Source organism: Cupriavidus sp. WS, assembly GCF_000395345.1.
Taxonomy (GTDB): Bacteria; Pseudomonadota; Gammaproteobacteria; order Burkholderiales; family Burkholderiaceae; genus Cupriavidus; species Cupriavidus basilensis_B.
Genome location: NZ_AQPL01000182.1, coordinates 1 through 17,811 on the forward strand (window position 1 = coordinate 1; position 17,811 = coordinate 17,811).

A 17,811-nucleotide genomic window follows, 5' to 3' on the forward strand; every position below is an offset into this window, starting at 1 on the left:
CCGCCGCGGCTGGCGCGCCGCGCGCCGGTCATGCGCCGCGCGGCGCGGCGCGGCGGCGGCACGTGACGCGCACGGCGCCGTCCGCGGCGGCCCAGATGCGGGCCCGCCCGCCGCGCCGGTCTTCCTCGCTGTGCCGCACCGGGCCGCTGGCGGTGATCTCCGCGCCGTGCGGAAACTGCGCGCGCGGCAGCACCAGCTCGGTCGGCGCCGGCACCGCCGCGTCGGCCTCGTACTCGACGACGAACAGGCCCGCGCCGCGCTCGAAGGACATCGCGCCCAGGCGCCCCTGCACCGCGCACGCATAGGGCCGCGCGAAGCCGGCCACCGCGCGGCCGCCGTCGCAGGCCGGGTCGGCCGGGTCGATCTGGTCGGCCGAGAAGATCGAGAGGTCTTCCTGGTTCCACTGGTCGCCGATGCGCGGGTCGTTGCGGTTGCCCGCCGTGTAGTTCCACTGCGTGGCGCTGAGCAGCAGCCGGTCCAGCGCCTCGTACATCAGCTCGAGCGCCACCGTGTGCGGCGCGAAGGCGTCGCGCCTGCCGGCGGCCCACTGCGTGTAGGCCAGGCCGTCGTCGAGATCGTAGGGAATGCCGAATTCGCCGATCAGCGTGGGCGCGCCGCCGCCGGGAAAGCGGCGCGCGGCGTCCCTGAGCGCGGCCAGTTGCCGCACGTGCCGCTCGCGCAGCGCCGCCGGCCCTTCGGCGCGCTCGCCGGTCAGCAGGTCGACGCTGGCGCCGGGGTCGAAGGTTCTGGTCATCACCAGCGCCAGGTCGTACCAGTGGCAGGTGTTGACCGACTGCGCCGGCATGCGCGCGGGATAGTCGCGCCCGGTGAGCATGCCGATCGGATCCATCTGCGCCATCAGCAGCCAGTCGGCGCGGTGGGCGCGGATGCGCGCCGCGGCCTGGGTGAAGAACGGCGCGAACACGTCCTCGGCGATGTCCAGCCCGCGGCCGTCGACGCGGTCGAAGGCGTGTTCGTCGAGCGGCACGGCGATGCCGTCGTCGAGCCGGTAGATGCCCGCGCGCTCGAACGGGCAGGCCGCGCCGTCGCGCCAGATCGGGCGGGCGGCCGCGTTGAGCACGCGGGTGGCGCGCGGCGCGGCGGCGCTCGAGGGGTCCAGCGGATTCGGCGGATTCAGCGCGACCTCGGTCGGGATGCCGCGCGCGGTCGCCAGCGCCGCGAGCGGCGTGACGACGGGCCCGGGCAGCGGCAGGCCGCGGTCGGTCGAGAGCGCCTGCCCGAGCCAGCCCAGCCCCGGCTCGTTGAGCATGTCGAAGCCGATCACGTGCGGCAGGTCGCGCACGCGCAGCGCGATCTGCTCGGCCGCGCCGAGGAAATGCTCCAGCAGGTAGTCCTGCACGTTGCGCCCCGCGATGCGGAAGTCCGGCGTCAGCCGGCGGCCGGCCCAGAACAGCGTCCACATGATGCCGTTGGCCGCCAGCCGGTAGTTGAGCGGCCAGCTCATGCGCGCATAGCCGGGCTGGAGCGGGCTGGCGTCGGCGAAGTCGAAGCGGTGCTGCATGACGTGCGCCGCGTCCGCGGCATCGAACGCGCGGCAGTCGAGCCCGACCGCCTCGAGCGTCCAGCCCGGCGCGCCGTCGCCGCCGCTCATGCGCGACCACGCATCCTGGTGGAGGTCGACGAACACGTACAGGCCATGCTCGCCCGCCTTGCGGCAGATTGCCGCGAAGTAGTCCAGGTAAGCGTGGTCGTACTGTCCGGGGCCGGCATGCTCGATGGCCTCCCAGGTGGCGAGCAGCCGCAGGCAGTTGAAGCCCCAGCCGCGGATGCGCGCGAGGTGCGCGTCCGCCTCCGCCAGCGGAAACGGGCGGCCGACGAACGAGACCTCGCGGTGGTCCGCGAAGTCGGTCGGGTACTGGGTGCCGCCGCGCGGATAGGGGACCTTGCTGTCGCCGCCGAGGTTCACGCCGCGCAGCAGGATCTGCCGGCCCTGGACATCGATGAATCGTTCGGCTTCGGTATGCAGGCGTGTCAGTGTCATGTCGTTCCCTGTCGTTCCCATGTTGGAGGTCGCAAGTTATTAACTTTCCAGTAGGTTAGTTTGTTTGCGCGAAAAGTACACATGGGGTTTACAATGGCACGCGGCAATTGCCCCCAAATCCGAAATCGGAGCCATCAGTGAAGCCCAGGAGAACGCGCGAGCACAGCACGTCCAACGCCGAGATGTCCGCGCAGACCAAGGCCGGGATCCTGAACGCCGCGATCGCGTGCCTGGCCGAGCTCGGCTACGCCGGCACCACGATTTCGGAAATTGCCGATCGCGTCGGCCTGACGCGCGCGGCCCTGATTTACCATTTCGAGAGTAAACACGCGCTGATGGCGGCCGTGATCGACGCCATCTACGACGAGATGGCGGCGCGCTTCGCCGCCGCGGCGCCGCCGTTCCTGGCGCCGCGCGAGCGCCTGCTGGCCTTGCTCGACTCCGCCGGCAACCACGCCTCGTCGGTCAACCAGATCGCGCTGCTCGAGCTGCTGCTCGCGGCGCGCCGCGACCCGGGCTTCCAGGCCGAGGTGCTGCCGGCCATCGCGCAGCGCGAGGCCGCGTTCGACGGCGCCTGGCGCGAGGCCATCGGCGGCCTGCCCAACGCGCCGCGCCTGGAGATGCTGCGCGACCTCAGCGTCGCGGTGCTGCGCGGCGTCACCATCGGCCGCTCGCTCGGCCATGACGTGGTCCGCATCGACCACCAGCTCGCGGAGCTGCGCCGCCTGTTCGTCGAAGCCATCACGCCCTAGGCGGCGGGCGCGCCGTTCAGGGTTTGTCCCGGTTGTCCATGATATTTACTAATGTGATAGTAAATTATCGACGGCGCGGTGGCGCCGCCGCGACCGCAGCCGCGGCCGGCCCCGTGCCGCCGCGGTCCGCTCATGCCGGCATGGCGCCGGCGCCATGACCGGAAATGCCACATGCCCGCACGATCCTCGCGTTTTCGTCCGGTAGTCCCGATTGCCGCGCTCGCCGCGCTCGCGGTGGTGGCCGCCGCCATCGGCATCGCCGGCGGCGGCGTCGCGTCGCTCGCCGGCACGCGCGCCGCGCCGGGCGGCCCGGCCGCTCCGCAAGCCATCGTCGGCGACGGTCTCCACGGCCCGCGCGGCATGGCGTGGATTCCCGGCGGCCGGTTCATGATGGGCAGCGACCACGAATTCGCGCAGGCCAACGAACGCCCCGCGCACGAGACGCGCGTCAGCGGATTCTGGATGGACGTGCATCACGTGACCAACGCCGAGTTCCGCGCGTTCGTGGCGGCCACCGGCTACGTCACCAGCGCGGAGAAGGCGCCCGGCTGGGACGCGCTCAAGGCCCAGTTGCCGGCGGGCACGCCGCGCCCGCCGGACGGCGCGCTGGTGCCCGGCGGGCTGGTCTTCGTCGGCACCGAGCGGCCGGTGCCGCTGCACGATTATTCGCGCTGGTGGCGCTTCGTCGCCGGCGCCGACTGGCGGCACCCGGACGGGCCCGGCAGCGCCATCGCGGGCAAGGACGACCATCCCGTGGTGCAGGTGTCCTGGCAGGACGCGCAGGCCTATGCGCGCTGGGCCGGCAAGCGCCTGCCGACCGAAGCCGAGTGGGAGTTCGCCGCGCGCGGCGGGCTGGAGCAGGCCACCTACGCCTGGGGCGACCAGTTCGCGCCGGGCGGCCGGCAGATGGCCAACGTCTGGCAGGGCCGGCAGCCGCAGCCGTTCCCGGTGGTCAGCCCCAGGGCCGGCGGCGCGGCCGGCACCAGCGCGGCGGGCACGTTCCCGGCCAACGGCTACGGGCTCTACGACATGACCGGCAATGCCTGGCAATGGGTGGCCGACTGGTATCGCGCCGACCAGTTCCGGCGCGTGGCGCGCGCGGGCCGTGTCGAGGCCGACCCGCGCGGCCCGGACCATAGCTGGGATGCCGCCGGCGTGCCCGCGCGCGCGCCGAAGCGCGTGATGCGCGGCGGCTCGTTCCTCTGCAGCCAGGACTATTGCCTGAGCTACCGCCCGAGCGCGCGGCAGGGGACCGACCCGGACAGCAGCATGTCGCACCTGGGTTTCCGGCTGGCGCTGGACGAGGCCGCGTGGCGGGCGCAGCGGGCCGCGCAACAAGCCGCACCACAGGTTGCACCACAGGCTGCACAACAGGCCGCCGCCGGCGGCTGAAGCGCGCACCGGCGCAGACCCCTCCGCCCCAACCAGCCGACACGGGAGGCATCACCGCATGAATCCACGCAACCGCATGAGGGCCGCGCGCGCCGGCCTGGCCCGCGCGCTGCGCCACGCCGCGCGCTGGGCCGCCCTGCCGCTGCTCCTGTGCGCGGGCACGCCGCACGCGCAGCCGCAGCCGCAGCCGCAAGCCCGGCCGAACATCCTCTGGATCACGGTGGAAGACATCACCACGCTGATCGGCGCGTATGGCGACCGCGCGGCCAGCACGCCGAACATCGACCAGCTGGCCCGCGAGGGCGTGCTCTACACCCACGCCTACCAGACCGCCGGCGTGTGCGCGCCCGCGCGCGCGGCCATGATCACCGGCACCTACCCGACCTCGGTGGGCGCGCACCACATGCGCACCGGCAGCGCGGAGCTGCCCGGCGGCGGCGCCCGGCCCCGGCCGGAAGGCATTCCCGCGAGCTATTCGGTGGTGCTGCCGCCGCAGGTCAAGGCGTTCCCCGAGCATCTGCGTAAGGCCGGCTACTACACCACCAACAACCAGAAAGAGGACTACCAGTTCGAGGCGCCCGTCACCGTGTGGGACGAAAGCGGCCCGGCCGCGTCCTACCGCAACCGCCCCGCGGGCAAGCCCTTCTTCGCGGTCTACAACTTCTTCCTGACCCACGAGGCGATGGTGGCCCTGCGCAAGGACGCGCTGCTGGCGGAGCCGGCCGCGGTGGCGGTGCCGCCGGTCTTCCCCGACACCGCGGCGGTGCGCGGCGACATCGCCCGCATGTACACCAATATCGCGCTGATGGACCGGCAGGTCGGCGAGCTGGTCCGCATGCTCAAGGACGACGGCGTGTACGACGACACCGCGATCTTCTTCCTGGCCGACAACGGCGGCAGCCTGCCGTGGATGAAGCGCGAAGTGCTCGAGCGCGGCACGCGCGTGCCGCTGATCGTGCGGCTGCCCGGCGGCCGGCGCGCCGGCACGCGCAGCGACGCGCTGGTCAGCGGCGTCGACCTCGCGCCGACCGTGCTGTCGCTGGCCGGCGTGCCGGTGCCCGGCTACATGCAGGGGCAGGCGTTCCTCGGCGGGCCGCCGGCGCAGGCGCCGCGCAAGTACGTATTCGCCGCGCGCGACCGCATGGACACCGAGTACGACCGCGTGCGCATGGTGCGCGACGCGCGCTACCGCTACCTGCGCAACTACATGCCGGACAAGCCGTATTACCAGAACCTGCGCTTTCGCCTGATGCTGCCGATGATGCAGGACATCCTGCGGCAGCGCGACGCCGGCACGCTGTCGGCCGCGCAGGCGGCGTGGTTCGGGCCCAAGCCCGCCGAGGAACTCTACGATGCCGAGCAGGACCCGTGGGAGCAGCGCAACCTGGCCGGCGACCCGCGCTACCAGGACAAGCTCGCCGAACTCCGGCAGGCCCTCGACGCCTGGACCATGCAGTACGGCGACCTCGGCGGCGTGCCGGAGCGCGACATGCTGGCGCGCATGTGGCACGGCGCGAGCGAGCCGCCCGCGACCGCCACGCCCGAGGTGATCGCGGTGGCCGACGGCGTGCGCATCGCGTGCGGCACCGACGGGGCGTCGATCGGCTACTGGATCGAGCGCGCCGCCGCGCCGCCGCCCGCCGCCCACATCGTGCAGAGCTGGGACTACGAGCGCCTGGCCGGCGAACTGTTCGGCGGCAACTTCGCCCGGCTCGGCGACAAGCGCCCGGCTGCGCCCGCGTGGACGGTCTACGGCGGCGAGGTCATCCCGCTCGCGCCGGGCGAGATCCTCCACGTCAACGCGATGCGCATCGGCTATCGCGCGGCGCGCGTCGACTACGCCGACGGCCGCGCGGTCGTGCCGCCGGCGCGCTGATGCGCGCGTCCTTATGCGTGCGTCCTTATCCGCCAACACAGGCAAGGGGGAAAAAACCATGACAATCCGTTCGCGCATGCGCACCGCCGCGCTGCTGGCCGCCGCGTTTAGTGCCGCGTTTGGTGCCGTGTTTGGCGCCACGTTTGCCGCCGCATCCGGCGCCGCGCCCGACGCGGCGCGGGCCGCGGCACAGACGCCCGCACGAGCGCTCGCACAAGCGCCCGCACGGACAGCCGCGCCGACGCGCCCCAACATCGTCGTGCTGGTCGCCGACGACCTCGGCTGGGGCGATCTCGGCAGCTACGGCCATCCGGTGTTCCGCACGCCCAACCTGGACCGCATGGCGGCCGAGGGCCAGCGCTGGACCAACTTCTACGTGAGCTCGCCGGTCTGCTCGCCGAGCCGCGGCGCCATGCTGACCGGCCGCGTCGAAACCCGCACGGGCCTGTACGGCGTGGTCAACACGGTGCAGATCGAGGACGATCCCTACGGCTTCCCGGACCGGGAGACGACCGTCGCCAGCCTGCTGCGCGATGCCGGCTACGCCACCGCCCTGTTCGGCAAGTGGCATCTCGGCGACGCGCCGCGCGCCTATCCGACCCGCCACGGCTTCGATTCCTGGTGGGGCACGCCGATGTCGAACGACGCCTACTTCATCGGCGGCGTGTCCACCAGCGAGCTGCGGCGCCGCTACGCGGCCGGCGAGTCGCCGCTGGCGCTGTTCTCGCTGTACTACGAGCAGGCCACCGCGAGCTTCCGCCATCCCAGGAGCGAGTACTGGAACCTGCCGCTGATCCGCAGCGAGCGGATCGCGAAGGCGGGCGGGGCCGGCTATCGCGACGAGGTCATCGAGCGGCCGATCGACCAGCGGCAGTACAACCGGCGGCTGACCGACCAGGTGGTTGGCTTCGTCGGCGGGAAGCACGACAAGCCGTTCCTGGCCTGGGTCGGCTACGAGAAGCCGCACCTGCCGCACCTGCCGGCGCCCGAGTTCGCCGGCAGCAGCAAGGGCGGCCCGGTGGGCGACGCCATCGCGGAGCTCGACCACAGCGTGGGGCGCGTGCTCGATGCGCTGCGGCGCAGCGGCAACGCCAAGGACACCGTGGTGGTCTTCGTCTCCGACAACGGCCCCTGGATCCTGTATGAAGACATGGTGGGCTCGGCCGGCATCCTGCGCGACGGCAAGGCATCCACCTATGAAGGCGGCGCGCGCGTGCCGGCGCTGTTCTGGTGGCCCGGCACGATCCGCCCGGCCGTGGTCGACGGCATCGGCGCGACCTACGACTTCCTGCCGACCCTGGTCGCGCTCGCCGGGGCGAGGCTGCCCGACGCGGCCATCGACGGCGTCGACCTCGGGCCGGCCCTGCGCGGGCGCGCGCCGAGCGCGCGCCAGGTGCTGCCGTACTACTACAAGGGCCGGCTGCAGGCGTGGCGCGACGGCGACTGGAAGCTCAATCTCTACGAGACAAGCGGACGCCCGGGCGGCCCGCAGCGCAAGCTGGACAAGCCCACGCTCTACCACCTCGGCCGCGATCCCGCGGAGAAATACGACCAGGCGGCGGCCGAGCCGGCCGTTGCCGAACGGCTGGCGCGCGCGGCGCTGGCCTTCGAGGCATCGATCGCCAGGGCCGAGCCGGAGTTCGACCGCGTCAATGCGGCATTCGCGGCATTCGCGCCGCCGGCGGCCGGCGGCGCGGAGCCGAAGCGGAGTTCAGACGGAGTCGAAGCGAAGTAACAGTGCAGCAGAAGTGAAATCGAAGCGCAACCGAAACGAAAAAGGAGACGAGGAACATGCAGAGGAAGATATCGCTCATGCAGTGCGCGGCCGCCCTGCTGGCATGCGCGGCCGGCGCGGCCAGCGCGGGAGACCTGAAGGTGGTGGTCCGCAACGTTCAGGGTAGCGAGGGCACGGTGCGCGTGGGACTGTTCAACAATGCCGGCGAGTTTCCGAAAGGCCCGCTGTTCCGGGGCCAGGAGCAGGCCGCCGCGCCGGGCGAGGTCGTCGTGATGTTCAAGGACCTGCCGGCCGGCGATTATGCGATCATCGCGTACCAGGACAGGAACGGCAACGGCGACCTCGACAAGAACGTCATCGGGATCCCGGTCGAGCCGCTGGGTTTTTCCCGCGGCGCGTGGATCACGAGCGGCCCGCCGGCCTTTGGCGAGGCGAAGTTTTCCTTCGACGGCGCCAGCCAGACCCAGGCCGTCGGGCTGCGCTAGGCGCGGCGGGGCGGGCCGCGCGGGGCGGCGCCGCATTGTTTCATGTTGGATCGGATCAGCAGCAGAGGAAGTTCATGACGGCAGAAATCAGCGGCCAGTGGGATTGCGTCTCGCAGACGCCCAACGGCGAGCAGCACTCGGTGCTCACCATCGTCGGCACCGGCGCCGGCACCTTCGGCGGCACCAACGCGAGCGAGAAGGCCTCGGTCGAGGTCACCGACGGCGAACTGGACGGCGACCGCGTGAGCTTCAGGATGAAGCTCACCTCGCCGCTGCCGCTGTCGCTCAAGGTGGAGGCCGTGCTGGCCGGCGACACGCTCGAAGGCACCATCGCCGCCGGCGTGTTCGGGCGCTTCCCGATGCGGGCCACGCGCAGGGCCTGAGCGCGCCCGCCGTGCCCGCCGCGCGCCGGCGCGGTCAGCGGCCCTGCACCACCTCCGCGTCCTGGTAGCGGTAGCTCAGGTAGCGGTACTTGCCGAAGTTGTAGTGCGCGCGGTACCAGCGGCCCTGCACGTTCAGGCCGTTGAACAGCACGCCCCTGACCTCGCCGCCGCCCTGCCGGATCGCCTTGCCGGCCGCCTCGAGCTCGTCCATCGTGGTGGCGTCCGCGCGCGCGACCATGAACACGGCGTCGGCCTTGGTGGCCAGGATGCCGGTGTCGGACGCGGCCAGTACCGGCGGCGTGTCGATCAGCACCACGTCGTAGCTCGACTTCAGCGCGGCGAGCAGCGAGTCCATCATCGGGCTGAGCAGCAGGTCGGCGGAATGCGTGGGCAGCGTGCCGGTGGGAATGAAGTCGAGCCCGGGCACCACCTGCCGGCGCACCGTGTCCTCCACCGGCGCGCCGTGCAGCAGCTCGGTCAGGCCGGGGCCGCGCGCGGTGTCGAAGCGGTGGTTGAGGTTGCCGCGGCGCAGGTCCGCGTCGATCAGCACCACGCGCTTGCCGCCGGCGGCCAGCACCGCGGCGAAGTTGGCGCAGATGAAGGACTTGCCCACGCCCGGCGAGGGGCCCGTGACCAGCACCACGGGATGGCGCGTGCCCAGCAGCGAGAACTGCAAGGCGGTGCGGAAGCTGCGCAGGCTCTCCATCGCCGGGTCCTCCGGCATGCGGCAGGCCAGCAGCGCGTTGGGTCCGCCCTGCGCCGCCAGGCGCGACTGCTCGGGGCTGAACGGGATCGTGGAGTAGACCGTGAAGCCGGTCTGGTTCTCGATGTCGTCGGCCTCGGACACGGCGCCGTCGAGCAGGTGGCGCAGGAACACCACGATCAGCGCGCCGGCCGTGCCGAGCAGCGCGGCGAACATCACCAGCAGCTTGCGGTCGGGCCGCACCGGCTGCAGCGGCACCTCGGCCGGGTCGACCAGGCGCGCGGTGCCGACCTTGCTGGCCTTGGTCAGGCGCAGTTGCTGCGCGTCGTTGAGCAGGGTCTGGTACATCTCGGTGCTGACCTTGACGTCGCGCATCAGCCGCACCACGTTCTGCTCCACCTCGGGCAGCTTCTGGATGCGCGTGGTCACGGCGGCCAGCGCGGTGTTCAGGCTGCCGATCTGCTCGTCGATGATGCCGATGCTCGGATGGTTGCCGGTGAAGCGCGTCACCAGTTCCTGGCGCTTCTGGCGCAGCTCCTGCAGGCGGGTCTGGAGCTGCACCGACTGCGCCAGGATCAGCCGCGACTCCTCGGTCAGGTCGATGGTGCCGCGCTGGTTGCGCAGCGCGTTGTAGCGCGTCTCGGCGGTCTCCACCTGCTGCTTGACCTGCGGCAGCTGCTGCTCGAGGAAGGCCAGCGATTTCTCCGCCTCCTCCGCCCGGCGGCGCACGTTCTGGTCCACGTACTCGGTGCCGATCTCGTTGAGCGTGGCGGCGATCAGGTCGGGGTCGGGGCCTTCGAGGGTGATGCCGATCACGCCGCTGGACTTGCCGCGCTCGGAGATCTGCAGGGTCTGCTGCAGCATGGCGATCGCGTTGGCGCGCGGCACCCGCGTCACCGTGAATTCGGCGCCGGGCCGCGCGTCGAGCTCGGCCACCACGATCTCGACGTTGCCGCGCGCGGTCGGCGCCAGCAGCGGCTGGCCCACGGTGCCGGTGGCGCCCTTGTCGTCGCCGTCGACGGCCAGGCGGTAGCGCTGGCCGTCGAGCGCGGTGATCCGCATGCGCTTGCCTTCCAGGCGCGCCGGCACGTCGAGCCGCGTCACCGCGATGTGCTCGTCGCCCCAGACGAAGCCGCCCCAGCCGAACAGCCCGGGCTCGGACAGCCCCGGGTTGTAGCGCGCCAGCGGCTGGCCGATGAGCGGGAAGTAGCGCGGCCGCGCGTCGATGAACAGGCGCAGGTTGTCCACCGCCTTGCCCACCACCATGCGCGAATGCAGCAGCTCGATCTCCGCCGACGCGGCCGGCTTGACCTCGAACACGGGCGCGATGCTGGCGGCGAGCTTGCCGCCGGCGTTGCTGTTGCCGGTGTCCTCCACCTGCACCACGATGTCGGCGCGGTAGACCGACCTGGTGAAGAACGCATAGGTCGCGCCCAGCAGGAAGATCGTGCCGGCCACCGCCACGAAGGTCCAGCGGTAGCGCACCAGGATGTCGAGATAGCCGGTCAGGTCGATCCCTTTCTCCCGGGCCGGGTGCGGCGAGCCCGGCAGTATGTCGTGCGGATTGATCGTGTTCATGCTACCTCCCCGTGGTATGGATCCCGTGCCATGGCGCGAATCCGCTCCGACCATGTGTCGACGCCCTGTCCGACGAGCCCGAGCACGATCCGGAACATGTTCTGCGAACAGCCGTAGGGGTCGGGTACGTCAGCGTGCATGAACTCGCAAAGCCGGTAGATCTTGCCGCGTGCCTGCGGAAACTGGCGCTCCAGCGCCTCTCTTTGTTCTGTGTCCATCACCAGCACCAGGTCGGCGCCGCTGACCATGCCGCCGTCCAGCGCGCGCGCGCGGTGGCCGGACAGGTCCAGCCCCTGCTCGGCGAGCAGCCGCACGGCATGCGGGTCGGCCGCGGCGCCCTCCAGCGGCGCCAGCCCGGCCGAGGCGATCGCGCATCCGGGCAGCGCGTCGCGCAGCAGGTACTGCGCCATCGGGCTGCGGCAGGTGTTGCCGATGCACACGACCAGGATCGAGCGGATCATGGCATCTACTTGATGGCCGTGGCCGAGCCGATGACCGGGCCTGTCGACGGAATCAGCAGGTTCATCACGCGGCTCCAGCGCACCAGCTCGCGCGCGTCCACGTAGACCACGTCCTTGGCCTCCAGCTCGAAGCCTTCGGCGATGGCCAGCGCCACCGGCGAGGTGCCGTCGAGGTGGTAGACCTTGGGCTTGCTGTCGGTGTCCTTGCGGATCACGAAGATCTGCTCGGCGTTGGCCGAGCCGGGGTTGACGCCGCCGGCGTCGCCGAGCGCCTCGTTGAGGGTCATGCGGCCGTTGCGCATGAGCAGCGTGGTGGGGCGCACGACTTCGCCGGTGACGAAGATCTTGCTGTCCTCGCGCTGCTCCACGCGCACGATGTCGCCGTTCCTGAGCAGGATGCGCGACGGGTCCACGCCGCGCGCCAGCAGCGCCGGGATGTTGATGCGCCAGCTGCGCTCGCCGCGCGTCAGGCGGATGCGGCTGTTGTCGCCGGTCAGGTTGACCACGCCGCCGGCGCGGTTGAGCGCCTCGATCAGCGTCATCGGCGCGTCGTCGATGGGCAGCATGCCGGGCGTGCGCACTTCGCCGTCGACGTAGACGCGCTGGCTGCGGAAGGCCAGCACGCGCACCGTCATCTGCGGGTCGCGCACCACGCGCGAGAGCACGCGCGCGATCTGGTCGCGCACCTCGTTGGCGGTCTTGCCGGCGACCTTCATCACGCCGGCGTAGGGAAACTGGATGTCGCCCTGGGCGCTGACCACGTAGCCGGGCACGTTGGCGCCGCCGCCCACCGCCGGGATCTCGTAGGCCGCGCCGATGCTGTAGGTCTGGTTGGGGAACACCAGCTCGGGGTGGTCCCACACCACCACCGAGACGATGTCGCCGGGGCCGATGCGGTAGGGCTCGGGCGTGGCGAACAGTTCGTCGATCTTGTCGAGCTCGCGCTGGGCCACGTTGCGCTGGTTGCGCACCAGGTCGAGCGTGATCGGCGTGATGTCCGGCGTCGCGTCGGGGCCGACCGCGGTCACTGGCGCCTTGGCGTCGAAGTGCATGCCCGGCGAACTCGCGCACGCGCCCGCCAGCAGCGCCGCGCACAGCATGGCGAACGCGGCCAGCGGGCGCCCCGCGCGGCGCCGGCCATGCGCCTGTCCGCTCCGTGGTTCATCCCGCTGTTCGTCCGTGCCCCGCGCTTCCTGGTCGATGGTCTCGTTCACGGCAGCCTCCCCGCTCTGACGGGCCCGGCGCAACGACTGCGACAGTCCCCCGTGTTGTCATCCTAGGACGCCCGGCACCTCCCATCGGTGCGCTGTCCCACATTGGCGGGGGCTCGCGGAACCGGCGCAAAGCGGCGCCGGGCAAGGCGCGGCGGGCCGCGCGGGGGGACGCCGGCGGGCGGCTGGCGATGATCGATTGGCGGCTCGCGACGACAGAATGGCGAGGCCCAGAAGCACGGCGGGAAGCGCCGCCGGACAGACCCGGCCGCGCTTCCCGCGCGGGCGGCGCGGCGCGGGCGCTAGCGCATCGCCGAGGCGCCGGCGCCATACTCGGCGGCGGCGCGCACCGTGGCGCGCGGCGCGGCGTCATCGCCGCTGACCCACTCCAGCGAGGCGCCGCGCTGGAGCGCCGCGTAGACCGCCTCGCCCTTGTTGCGCACCTTGAGCCGCTGGTACAGCGTGCAGGCGTGGCTCTTCACCGTGGCCACCGAGATATTGAGCATGCGGCTGACGGTCTTGATCGGGTGGCCGCGCGCGAGCAGCACCAGCACCTCGTACTGGCGCGGCGTGATCTGCAGCATCTCGGCCTCGTCGTAGGCGGTCTCGCCGTGGCTGCCGGCGTCGCCCGCCGGCGCGCCCTGGCGCGCCACGGCGGCCAGCGAGTCGCGCGAGCACGGCGTGGCCTGGATGCGCCCGCCCGCCGGGCCGCAGGCGGCGCCCTCGGCCAGCGGCGCCAGCACCGGCACGCGCCCGCCCGGCGGATAGCCGCCGACCGGCACGCCGGCCTGGCGGCCGCCGACGCCGCGCACGTGCTGGCCGCCCACCATCGCCAGCCGGATGCCGGCCTCGAGCACGGCCAGCGAAGCGGACTTGGGCAGGCAGCCGCAGATGCCCTGCGCCATCGCCAGCGCCGGGATCTGCAGGGGCAGGACGTCGGCGAGCAGCAGCAGGCGCTCGGCGCTGAGCACGGTGCGCACCTTGTTGAGAAGCTGCCAGCCGGTATCGGTGTCGGCCGGCATGCCGAACACGAGGAGGTCGCAGTGATTGCCGTCGAGCAGGGCGACGTCGGCCGGGTCGACGGTGATGACGTGGTCCACGCCGTGGATGCGTTCGAGCATCTGCAACAGGCCCAGACGCAACAGAGGATGACCCTCGATGAGCAGCGCGTTCATGTTCTTATTCCCCCGTTTGATTGCGGCAGGAAACAGGTTGAACGCAGCGGAATATGGACCTGCACGACCCAAGCTGCTGGCTTGCGTCGCCCCGATTTATCCCCGTACTACCGTCAGGCCGGTCCCGCTCGTCTTTATTTGTCGGAACCTGACTGCATGCCGGAAGGCTGACCCCCTGAACCCACCCCAAATGCCATTCGTCTTAAAACGAATTAAGGTCATCTTATGGTCTGCTTTGCGTTAAATCAAGTTGCTTTGCCGGCGCCCGGAAGGGGGTGGAGGCATTTCCTTTCATCATCCGGAAAGCCTTGGTGGAAGCCGGATGGCGGGGTACCCGAAAGGGTGAGGCATATTCAAAAAGATTAAGTTTCAGCGGTGAAACAGTAATTCCGCGATTATGTTTCACCGCTGCAACGGATAGACCGCCGGAACGGGATTTTCAAAGCGCGCGGCGCGGCCGCGGCGGTGGCCTGACACAGATCTGAAACTTGTCCCCGGGGTGGAGCGTGGCGCATCCGCGCCCCCGCGGCGGGCTCCGCGCCCGTGCCGCCGCGCGACGCACGGATGAGAGTCATATCAGCCATCAGGATGAGGGGGATGGCCGCGCTCCCCCGGTGTCGGCGTGCTCGCGGACCGCCGCGCCGGCGCGGCCCGCGCATGCGGCGGCGCCGCTACCCGCACTCCCCGCACTCCCCGCACTCCCCGCGCCGCATCGCGGCATGCCGCACCGCAGCGTGTGTGCCAACGAACAGAACCCGCCCCACCGCCCCGGCATCCTCGATGCAACGCAGGCCGCTGGCCCCGCCGCCGACGGCGGGACACGGCGGCGCATCCGTTCGCGGCGGCTTTTTCCTTTCCCGAGGTTCCCATGACAGCAGACACGGTGCAGGACCGCATCAACCGGCACGCCTGGCGCAGCTGGGGCGCGCGGCGGTGGTTCGGCACCGCCAGCGACTGGACCGATCCCGGCGAGGCCGCCGCCATCGCCTGGGTGGCCGACCAGGTGCGCGGCCAGCCGATCCTCGACGTGGGCGTGGGCGGCGGGCGCACGGTGCCGCCGCTGCGCGCGCTCAGCAGCGACTACACCGCGGTCGACTACATGCCCGAGATGGTCGCGATCTGCCGGCGCAACCACCCGGGCGTGCGCGTCGAGCAGATGGACGCGCGCGACATGGCGGCGCTGCCCGACGGCCACTTCGCGCTGGTGATGTTCAGCTTCAACGGCATCGACGCGGTGGACCACGCGGGCCGCGAGGCCATCCTGCGCGAGTTCGCGCGCGTGCTGCGCCCGGGCGGGCTGGTGCTGTTCTCCACGCACAATCTGCGCGGGCCCAGCTACCGCGAGAATCTCTCCAAGTTCCTGCGCCTGCCGCGCCTGTCGGCCAACCCGGTCGCGGTGGGCGTCGACGCCGCGCGGGTGCTGTGCAACCTGCCGCTGGCCACCTTCAACTACCTGCGCCACTCGCGCCTGAACCGCGAGTTCGACGGCTACGCGATCCGCGTGTGCGCCGCGCACAAGTTCGGCATCGTGATCTTCTACACCGAGCTCGAGGCGCAGCGCCGCGCGCTGGCGCGGCTCGGCCTGCACACCGAAGTGGTGTTCGGCAACGTGGACGCGGCGCCGCTGCGCGACGGCCAGGATCTCGGCGAGGTCTACTGGTTCCACTTCATCGCGCGCAAGGCGGCCGGCGCCGCGCGGCAACCGGCGGGCAATGAGCGGGCGGTGAACGAGCAATGAGCCGGCCATGAAGCTCCTGCACGTCATCTCGTCGATCGATCCCGGCGGCGGCGGCCCCATCGAGGGCGTGCGCCAGTTGCGCGCGCCGCTGCGCGAGCGCGGCGTGCAGGTGCAGGTGTGCTGCGGCGACGCGCCCGATGCCGCGTGCGTGCGCGACAGCGAGCTCGACGTGATCGCGCTGGGGCCGTCCACGCTCAAGTACGGCTTCAACCGCCGCATGGTGGCGTGGCTGCGCGCGCACGCCCGCGACTACGACGCGGTGGTGGTCGAGGGGCTGTGGCAGTTCCACGCGCTCGCCGTGTGCCTGGCGCTGCGCGGCCAGCCGGTGCCGTACTTCGTCTTCGCGCACGGCATGCTGGACCCGTGGTTCCGCCAGCACTATCCGCTCAAGCACCTGAAGAAAAGCCTCTACTGGCTGCTCGGCGACTACTGGGTGCTGCGCGGCGCGCGCGCCGTGCTGTTTACCTCCGGCGAGGAGCGGTTGCGCGCCAGCGGCGCGTTCTGGCCCTACCGCTGCCATGAAGTGGTGGCCACCTACGGCACCGCGCGGCCGCCGCAGGATGCCGCGCGGCTGCGCGCGGCGTTCTTCGCCGCCTTTCCCGCCGCGCGCGGCAGGCGCAACGTGCTGTTCCTCGGCCGCATCCACGAGAAGAAGGGCTGCGACCTGCTGGTCGAGGCGTTCGCCGGCGTGGCCGCGCAGCATCCGGCGCTGCACCTGGTGATGGCCGGCCCGCAGGACGCGGCCCTGCGCGCCGCGCTGGAGCGGCGCATCGCCGCGCGCGGGCTGGCGGCGCGCGTGACGTGGACCGGCATGCTCGCCGGCGACCTCAAGTGGGGCGCGTTCCACGCCGCCGAAGTCTTCTGCCTGCCCTCGCACCAGGAGAACTTCGGCGTGGCGGTGGCCGAGGCGCTCGGCTGCGGCGTGCCGGTGCTGATCTCCGACAAGGTCAACATCTGGCGCGAGATCGTCGGGGAGGGCGCGGGCCTGGCCGGCCCCGACACCGAAGCAGGCACCCGCGCCTGCCTGCAGCAGTGGCTGCGCATGGACGCGGCCGCGCAGGCCGGCATGCGCGCGGCCGCGTCGCGGGCCTTCTGCGGGCATTTCCAGGCCGAGCGCGCGGCGCAGCGCCTGCTCGAGATCATCGGCAGCGAGGCCGCCGGCATTCCCGCGGCGGCCTCCGCGGTGGCGGGCTGACGCCATGCAGCCCGGCACCCACTTCCGCTTCGCGCCCGGCCGCCTGGCAAGCCTCTTCCACGTGGTGTGGGGCCAGGTGCTGCTGGCCTTCGTCGCCATCGCCGGGGTCCGCGTCTACACCGAGCTGCTGGCTACTACGGAGTTCGGTTACGTCATGCTGGCCCTCGGCGGCTACACGCTGCTGGACGGCCTGGTCGTCATGGCGTTCAGCCAGACCCTGGCGCTGTACTGCAGCCGCCAGAAGGAGGCCGAGGCGCGCCGCAGCCTCGCCGCCGGCCTGTACCTGGCATGCCTGCGGTGGTGGCTGATGCTGTCGCCGGTGGTGGTCGCGGGCGTCGCGGCCTTCTGCCTGCTCACCGGCCGGGGCGGCATTTCCGCCATCCTGCTGAGCCTGTCCACCTGCCTGTACCTGGCCGCCGAAACCGCCAAGGCGGCCATGACCACCCTGCTGAACGTCGACAGCGAGCATGCGCGGTTTTCCGCGTGGATCGTGGCGGAGGCCTGCGTCTGTTTCGCCGCCGTGACCGGCGCGCTGTGGTTCGGGCCGCGCGACGCAGCCACGTTCATCCACGCCTACGTCATCGCCAAGATCGCCACCACGGTTTTCTTCCACCATCGCTTCTACGGCGGCAGGTTCTTCCTTTCGGTCGACCGGAGCGTGCTGTCGGCGTGCCGCGCCGAGGCCTTGCGCTACGGCCTGCCGTTCAGCGTGATGGCCGTCATCGGCTGGCTCGGCAGCTACGTCGACCGCTACATCCTGAACTTCGCCGCGGCGCCCGGCACGGTCGGCGTCTATGCGGCGGCGGCCGGCACCATCGGCCGCCCGTTCGCCATCAGCGGCGCGATCCTGTCCAACTATTTCCGGCCGATCCTGTTTCGCCTTACCTCGCAGGACAACGCCGCGCAGGCGCAGGCGGTATTCCGCGCGTGGTGCGCGGCCGCCGCCTTCACCGGCGTCATGGGCATGCTCGGCGTCCATTACCTGGGCCCCCATCTGCTGCCGTTCCTGCTGGCCAGGCCCTACCGCGAAGGCGCGGTCACGATCATGCTGATCCTGTCGCTGGGGTTCTCCGCGACCATCGTCTGCCATGCGCTCGACAACATGATCTTCGCCGGCGGGACGAG

Annotated in this window: 14 protein-coding genes; 9 read left to right on the plus strand and 5 right to left on the minus strand. The window is 71.6% G+C overall.

Annotated features, from left to right (window positions below; translation table 11 throughout):
• Window positions 1-28 precede the first annotated feature (28 nt).
• Window positions 29-2,002, minus strand: coding sequence for a cellulase family glycosylhydrolase (locus K206_RS0115380; RefSeq protein WP_020203290.1), 1,974 nt, complete (start codon window positions 2,000-2,002; stop codon window positions 29-31).
• A gap of 137 nt (window positions 2,003-2,139) precedes the next feature.
• Here K206_RS0115380 and K206_RS0115385 point away from each other — a divergent pair, with 137 nt between their 5' ends.
• From K206_RS0115385 to K206_RS0115410, 6 genes are all read left to right on the plus strand, one after another.
• The gene (locus tag K206_RS0115385; RefSeq protein WP_231401609.1) at window positions 2,140-2,754 is read left to right on the plus strand and encodes a TetR/AcrR family transcriptional regulator; all 615 of its coding nucleotides are present in this window, start codon (window positions 2,140-2,142) and stop codon (window positions 2,752-2,754) included.
• A gap of 171 nt (window positions 2,755-2,925) precedes the next feature.
• Window positions 2,926-4,146 carry a formylglycine-generating enzyme family protein gene (locus K206_RS0115390; RefSeq protein WP_020423795.1) on the plus strand — a complete coding sequence of 407 codons (1,221 nt, stop codon included), beginning with the start codon at window positions 2,926-2,928 and terminating at the stop codon, window positions 4,144-4,146.
• A gap of 58 nt (window positions 4,147-4,204) precedes the next feature.
• Window positions 4,205-6,022 (plus strand): sulfatase, encoded by a 1,818-nt coding sequence (locus K206_RS0115395; protein WP_020423796.1) that lies wholly within the window; start codon window positions 4,205-4,207, stop codon window positions 6,020-6,022.
• 58 nt (window positions 6,023-6,080) lie between these two features.
• A complete protein-coding gene (locus tag K206_RS38350; protein ID WP_231401610.1) occupies window positions 6,081-7,757 on the plus strand; it encodes a sulfatase-like hydrolase/transferase in 1,677 nt (558 codons plus the stop codon).
• A gap of 56 nt (window positions 7,758-7,813) precedes the next feature.
• Window positions 7,814-8,242: a DUF2141 domain-containing protein gene (locus K206_RS38355; RefSeq protein WP_155888084.1), complete on the plus strand. Its 429-nt coding sequence runs from the start codon at window positions 7,814-7,816 to the stop codon at window positions 8,240-8,242.
• 74 nt (window positions 8,243-8,316) lie between these two features.
• A complete protein-coding gene (locus K206_RS0115410) occupies window positions 8,317-8,625 on the plus strand; it encodes a hypothetical protein (RefSeq protein ID WP_020203296.1) in 309 nt (102 codons plus the stop codon).
• Between the two features lie 34 nt (window positions 8,626-8,659).
• Here the strand turns inward: K206_RS0115410 and K206_RS0115415 are convergent, their stop codons facing one another.
• The 4 genes from K206_RS0115415 to K206_RS0115430 all read right to left on the minus strand — a co-directional run bounded on the left by K206_RS0115415 (window position 8,660) and on the right by K206_RS0115430 (window position 13,753).
• Complete coding sequence (locus tag K206_RS0115415; protein ID WP_020203297.1) at window positions 8,660-10,906, minus strand: polysaccharide biosynthesis tyrosine autokinase; 2,247 nt, start codon at window positions 10,904-10,906, stop codon at window positions 8,660-8,662.
• Window positions 10,903-11,367 carry a hypothetical protein gene (locus K206_RS0115420; RefSeq protein WP_020203298.1) on the minus strand — a complete coding sequence of 155 codons (465 nt, stop codon included), beginning with the start codon at window positions 11,365-11,367 and terminating at the stop codon, window positions 10,903-10,905. The genes K206_RS0115415 and K206_RS0115420 overlap by 4 nt, the downstream gene beginning before the upstream one ends.
• A gap of 5 nt (window positions 11,368-11,372) precedes the next feature.
• Complete coding sequence (locus K206_RS0115425) at window positions 11,373-12,467, minus strand: polysaccharide biosynthesis/export family protein (protein WP_029043679.1); 1,095 nt, start codon at window positions 12,465-12,467, stop codon at window positions 11,373-11,375.
• Window positions 12,468-12,880: 413 nt separating this feature from the next.
• Window positions 12,881-13,753 (minus strand): LuxR C-terminal-related transcriptional regulator, encoded by an 873-nt coding sequence (locus K206_RS0115430; protein ID WP_020203300.1) that lies wholly within the window; start codon window positions 13,751-13,753, stop codon window positions 12,881-12,883.
• Between the two features lie 868 nt (window positions 13,754-14,621).
• On the opposite strand from K206_RS0115430, the gene K206_RS38360 reads away from it, so the two are divergent.
• The 3 genes from K206_RS38360 to K206_RS0115445 form a co-directional block, all read left to right on the plus strand.
• Window positions 14,622-15,491, plus strand: coding sequence for a class I SAM-dependent methyltransferase (locus K206_RS38360; RefSeq protein ID WP_043366688.1), 870 nt, complete (start codon window positions 14,622-14,624; stop codon window positions 15,489-15,491).
• Window positions 15,492-15,498: 7 nt separating this feature from the next.
• A complete protein-coding gene (locus K206_RS0115440; protein WP_020203302.1) occupies window positions 15,499-16,686 on the plus strand; it encodes a glycosyltransferase in 1,188 nt (395 codons plus the stop codon).
• A 4-nt stretch (window positions 16,687-16,690) separates the two neighbouring features.
• Window positions 16,691-17,811, plus strand: a 1,121-nt coding sequence (locus K206_RS0115445; protein WP_020203303.1) for a lipopolysaccharide biosynthesis protein, incomplete at its 3' end; no start/stop codon positions are given.

What these genes read in the sequence shown, in the direction of transcription:
- K206_RS0115380 (WP_020203290.1), bottom strand. Translation starts at nt 2,002, where the DNA reads ATGACACTGACACGCCTGCATACCGAAGCCGAACGATTCATCGATGTC.
- K206_RS0115390 (WP_020423795.1), top strand. Translation starts at nt 2,926, where the DNA reads ATGCCCGCACGATCCTCGCGTTTTCGTCCGGTAGTCCCGATTGCCGCG.
- K206_RS0115395 (WP_020423796.1), top strand. Translation starts at nt 4,205, where the DNA reads ATGAATCCACGCAACCGCATGAGGGCCGCGCGCGCCGGCCTGGCCCGC.
- K206_RS38350 (WP_231401610.1), top strand. Translation starts at nt 6,081, where the DNA reads ATGACAATCCGTTCGCGCATGCGCACCGCCGCGCTGCTGGCCGCCGCG.
- K206_RS38355 (WP_155888084.1), top strand. Translation starts at nt 7,814, where the DNA reads ATGCAGAGGAAGATATCGCTCATGCAGTGCGCGGCCGCCCTGCTGGCA.
- K206_RS0115410 (WP_020203296.1), top strand. Translation starts at nt 8,317, where the DNA reads ATGACGGCAGAAATCAGCGGCCAGTGGGATTGCGTCTCGCAGACGCCC.
- K206_RS0115415 (WP_020203297.1), bottom strand. Translation starts at nt 10,906, where the DNA reads ATGAACACGATCAATCCGCACGACATACTGCCGGGCTCGCCGCACCCG.
- K206_RS0115420 (WP_020203298.1), bottom strand. Translation starts at nt 11,367, where the DNA reads ATGATCCGCTCGATCCTGGTCGTGTGCATCGGCAACACCTGCCGCAGC.
- K206_RS0115425 (WP_029043679.1), bottom strand. Translation starts at nt 12,467, where the DNA reads ATGCTGTGCGCGGCGCTGCTGGCGGGCGCGTGCGCGAGTTCGCCGGGC.
- K206_RS0115430 (WP_020203300.1), bottom strand. Translation starts at nt 13,753, where the DNA reads ATGAACGCGCTGCTCATCGAGGGTCATCCTCTGTTGCGTCTGGGCCTG.
- K206_RS38360 (WP_043366688.1), top strand. Translation starts at nt 14,622, where the DNA reads ATGACAGCAGACACGGTGCAGGACCGCATCAACCGGCACGCCTGGCGC.
- K206_RS0115440 (WP_020203302.1), top strand. Translation starts at nt 15,499, where the DNA reads ATGAAGCTCCTGCACGTCATCTCGTCGATCGATCCCGGCGGCGGCGGC.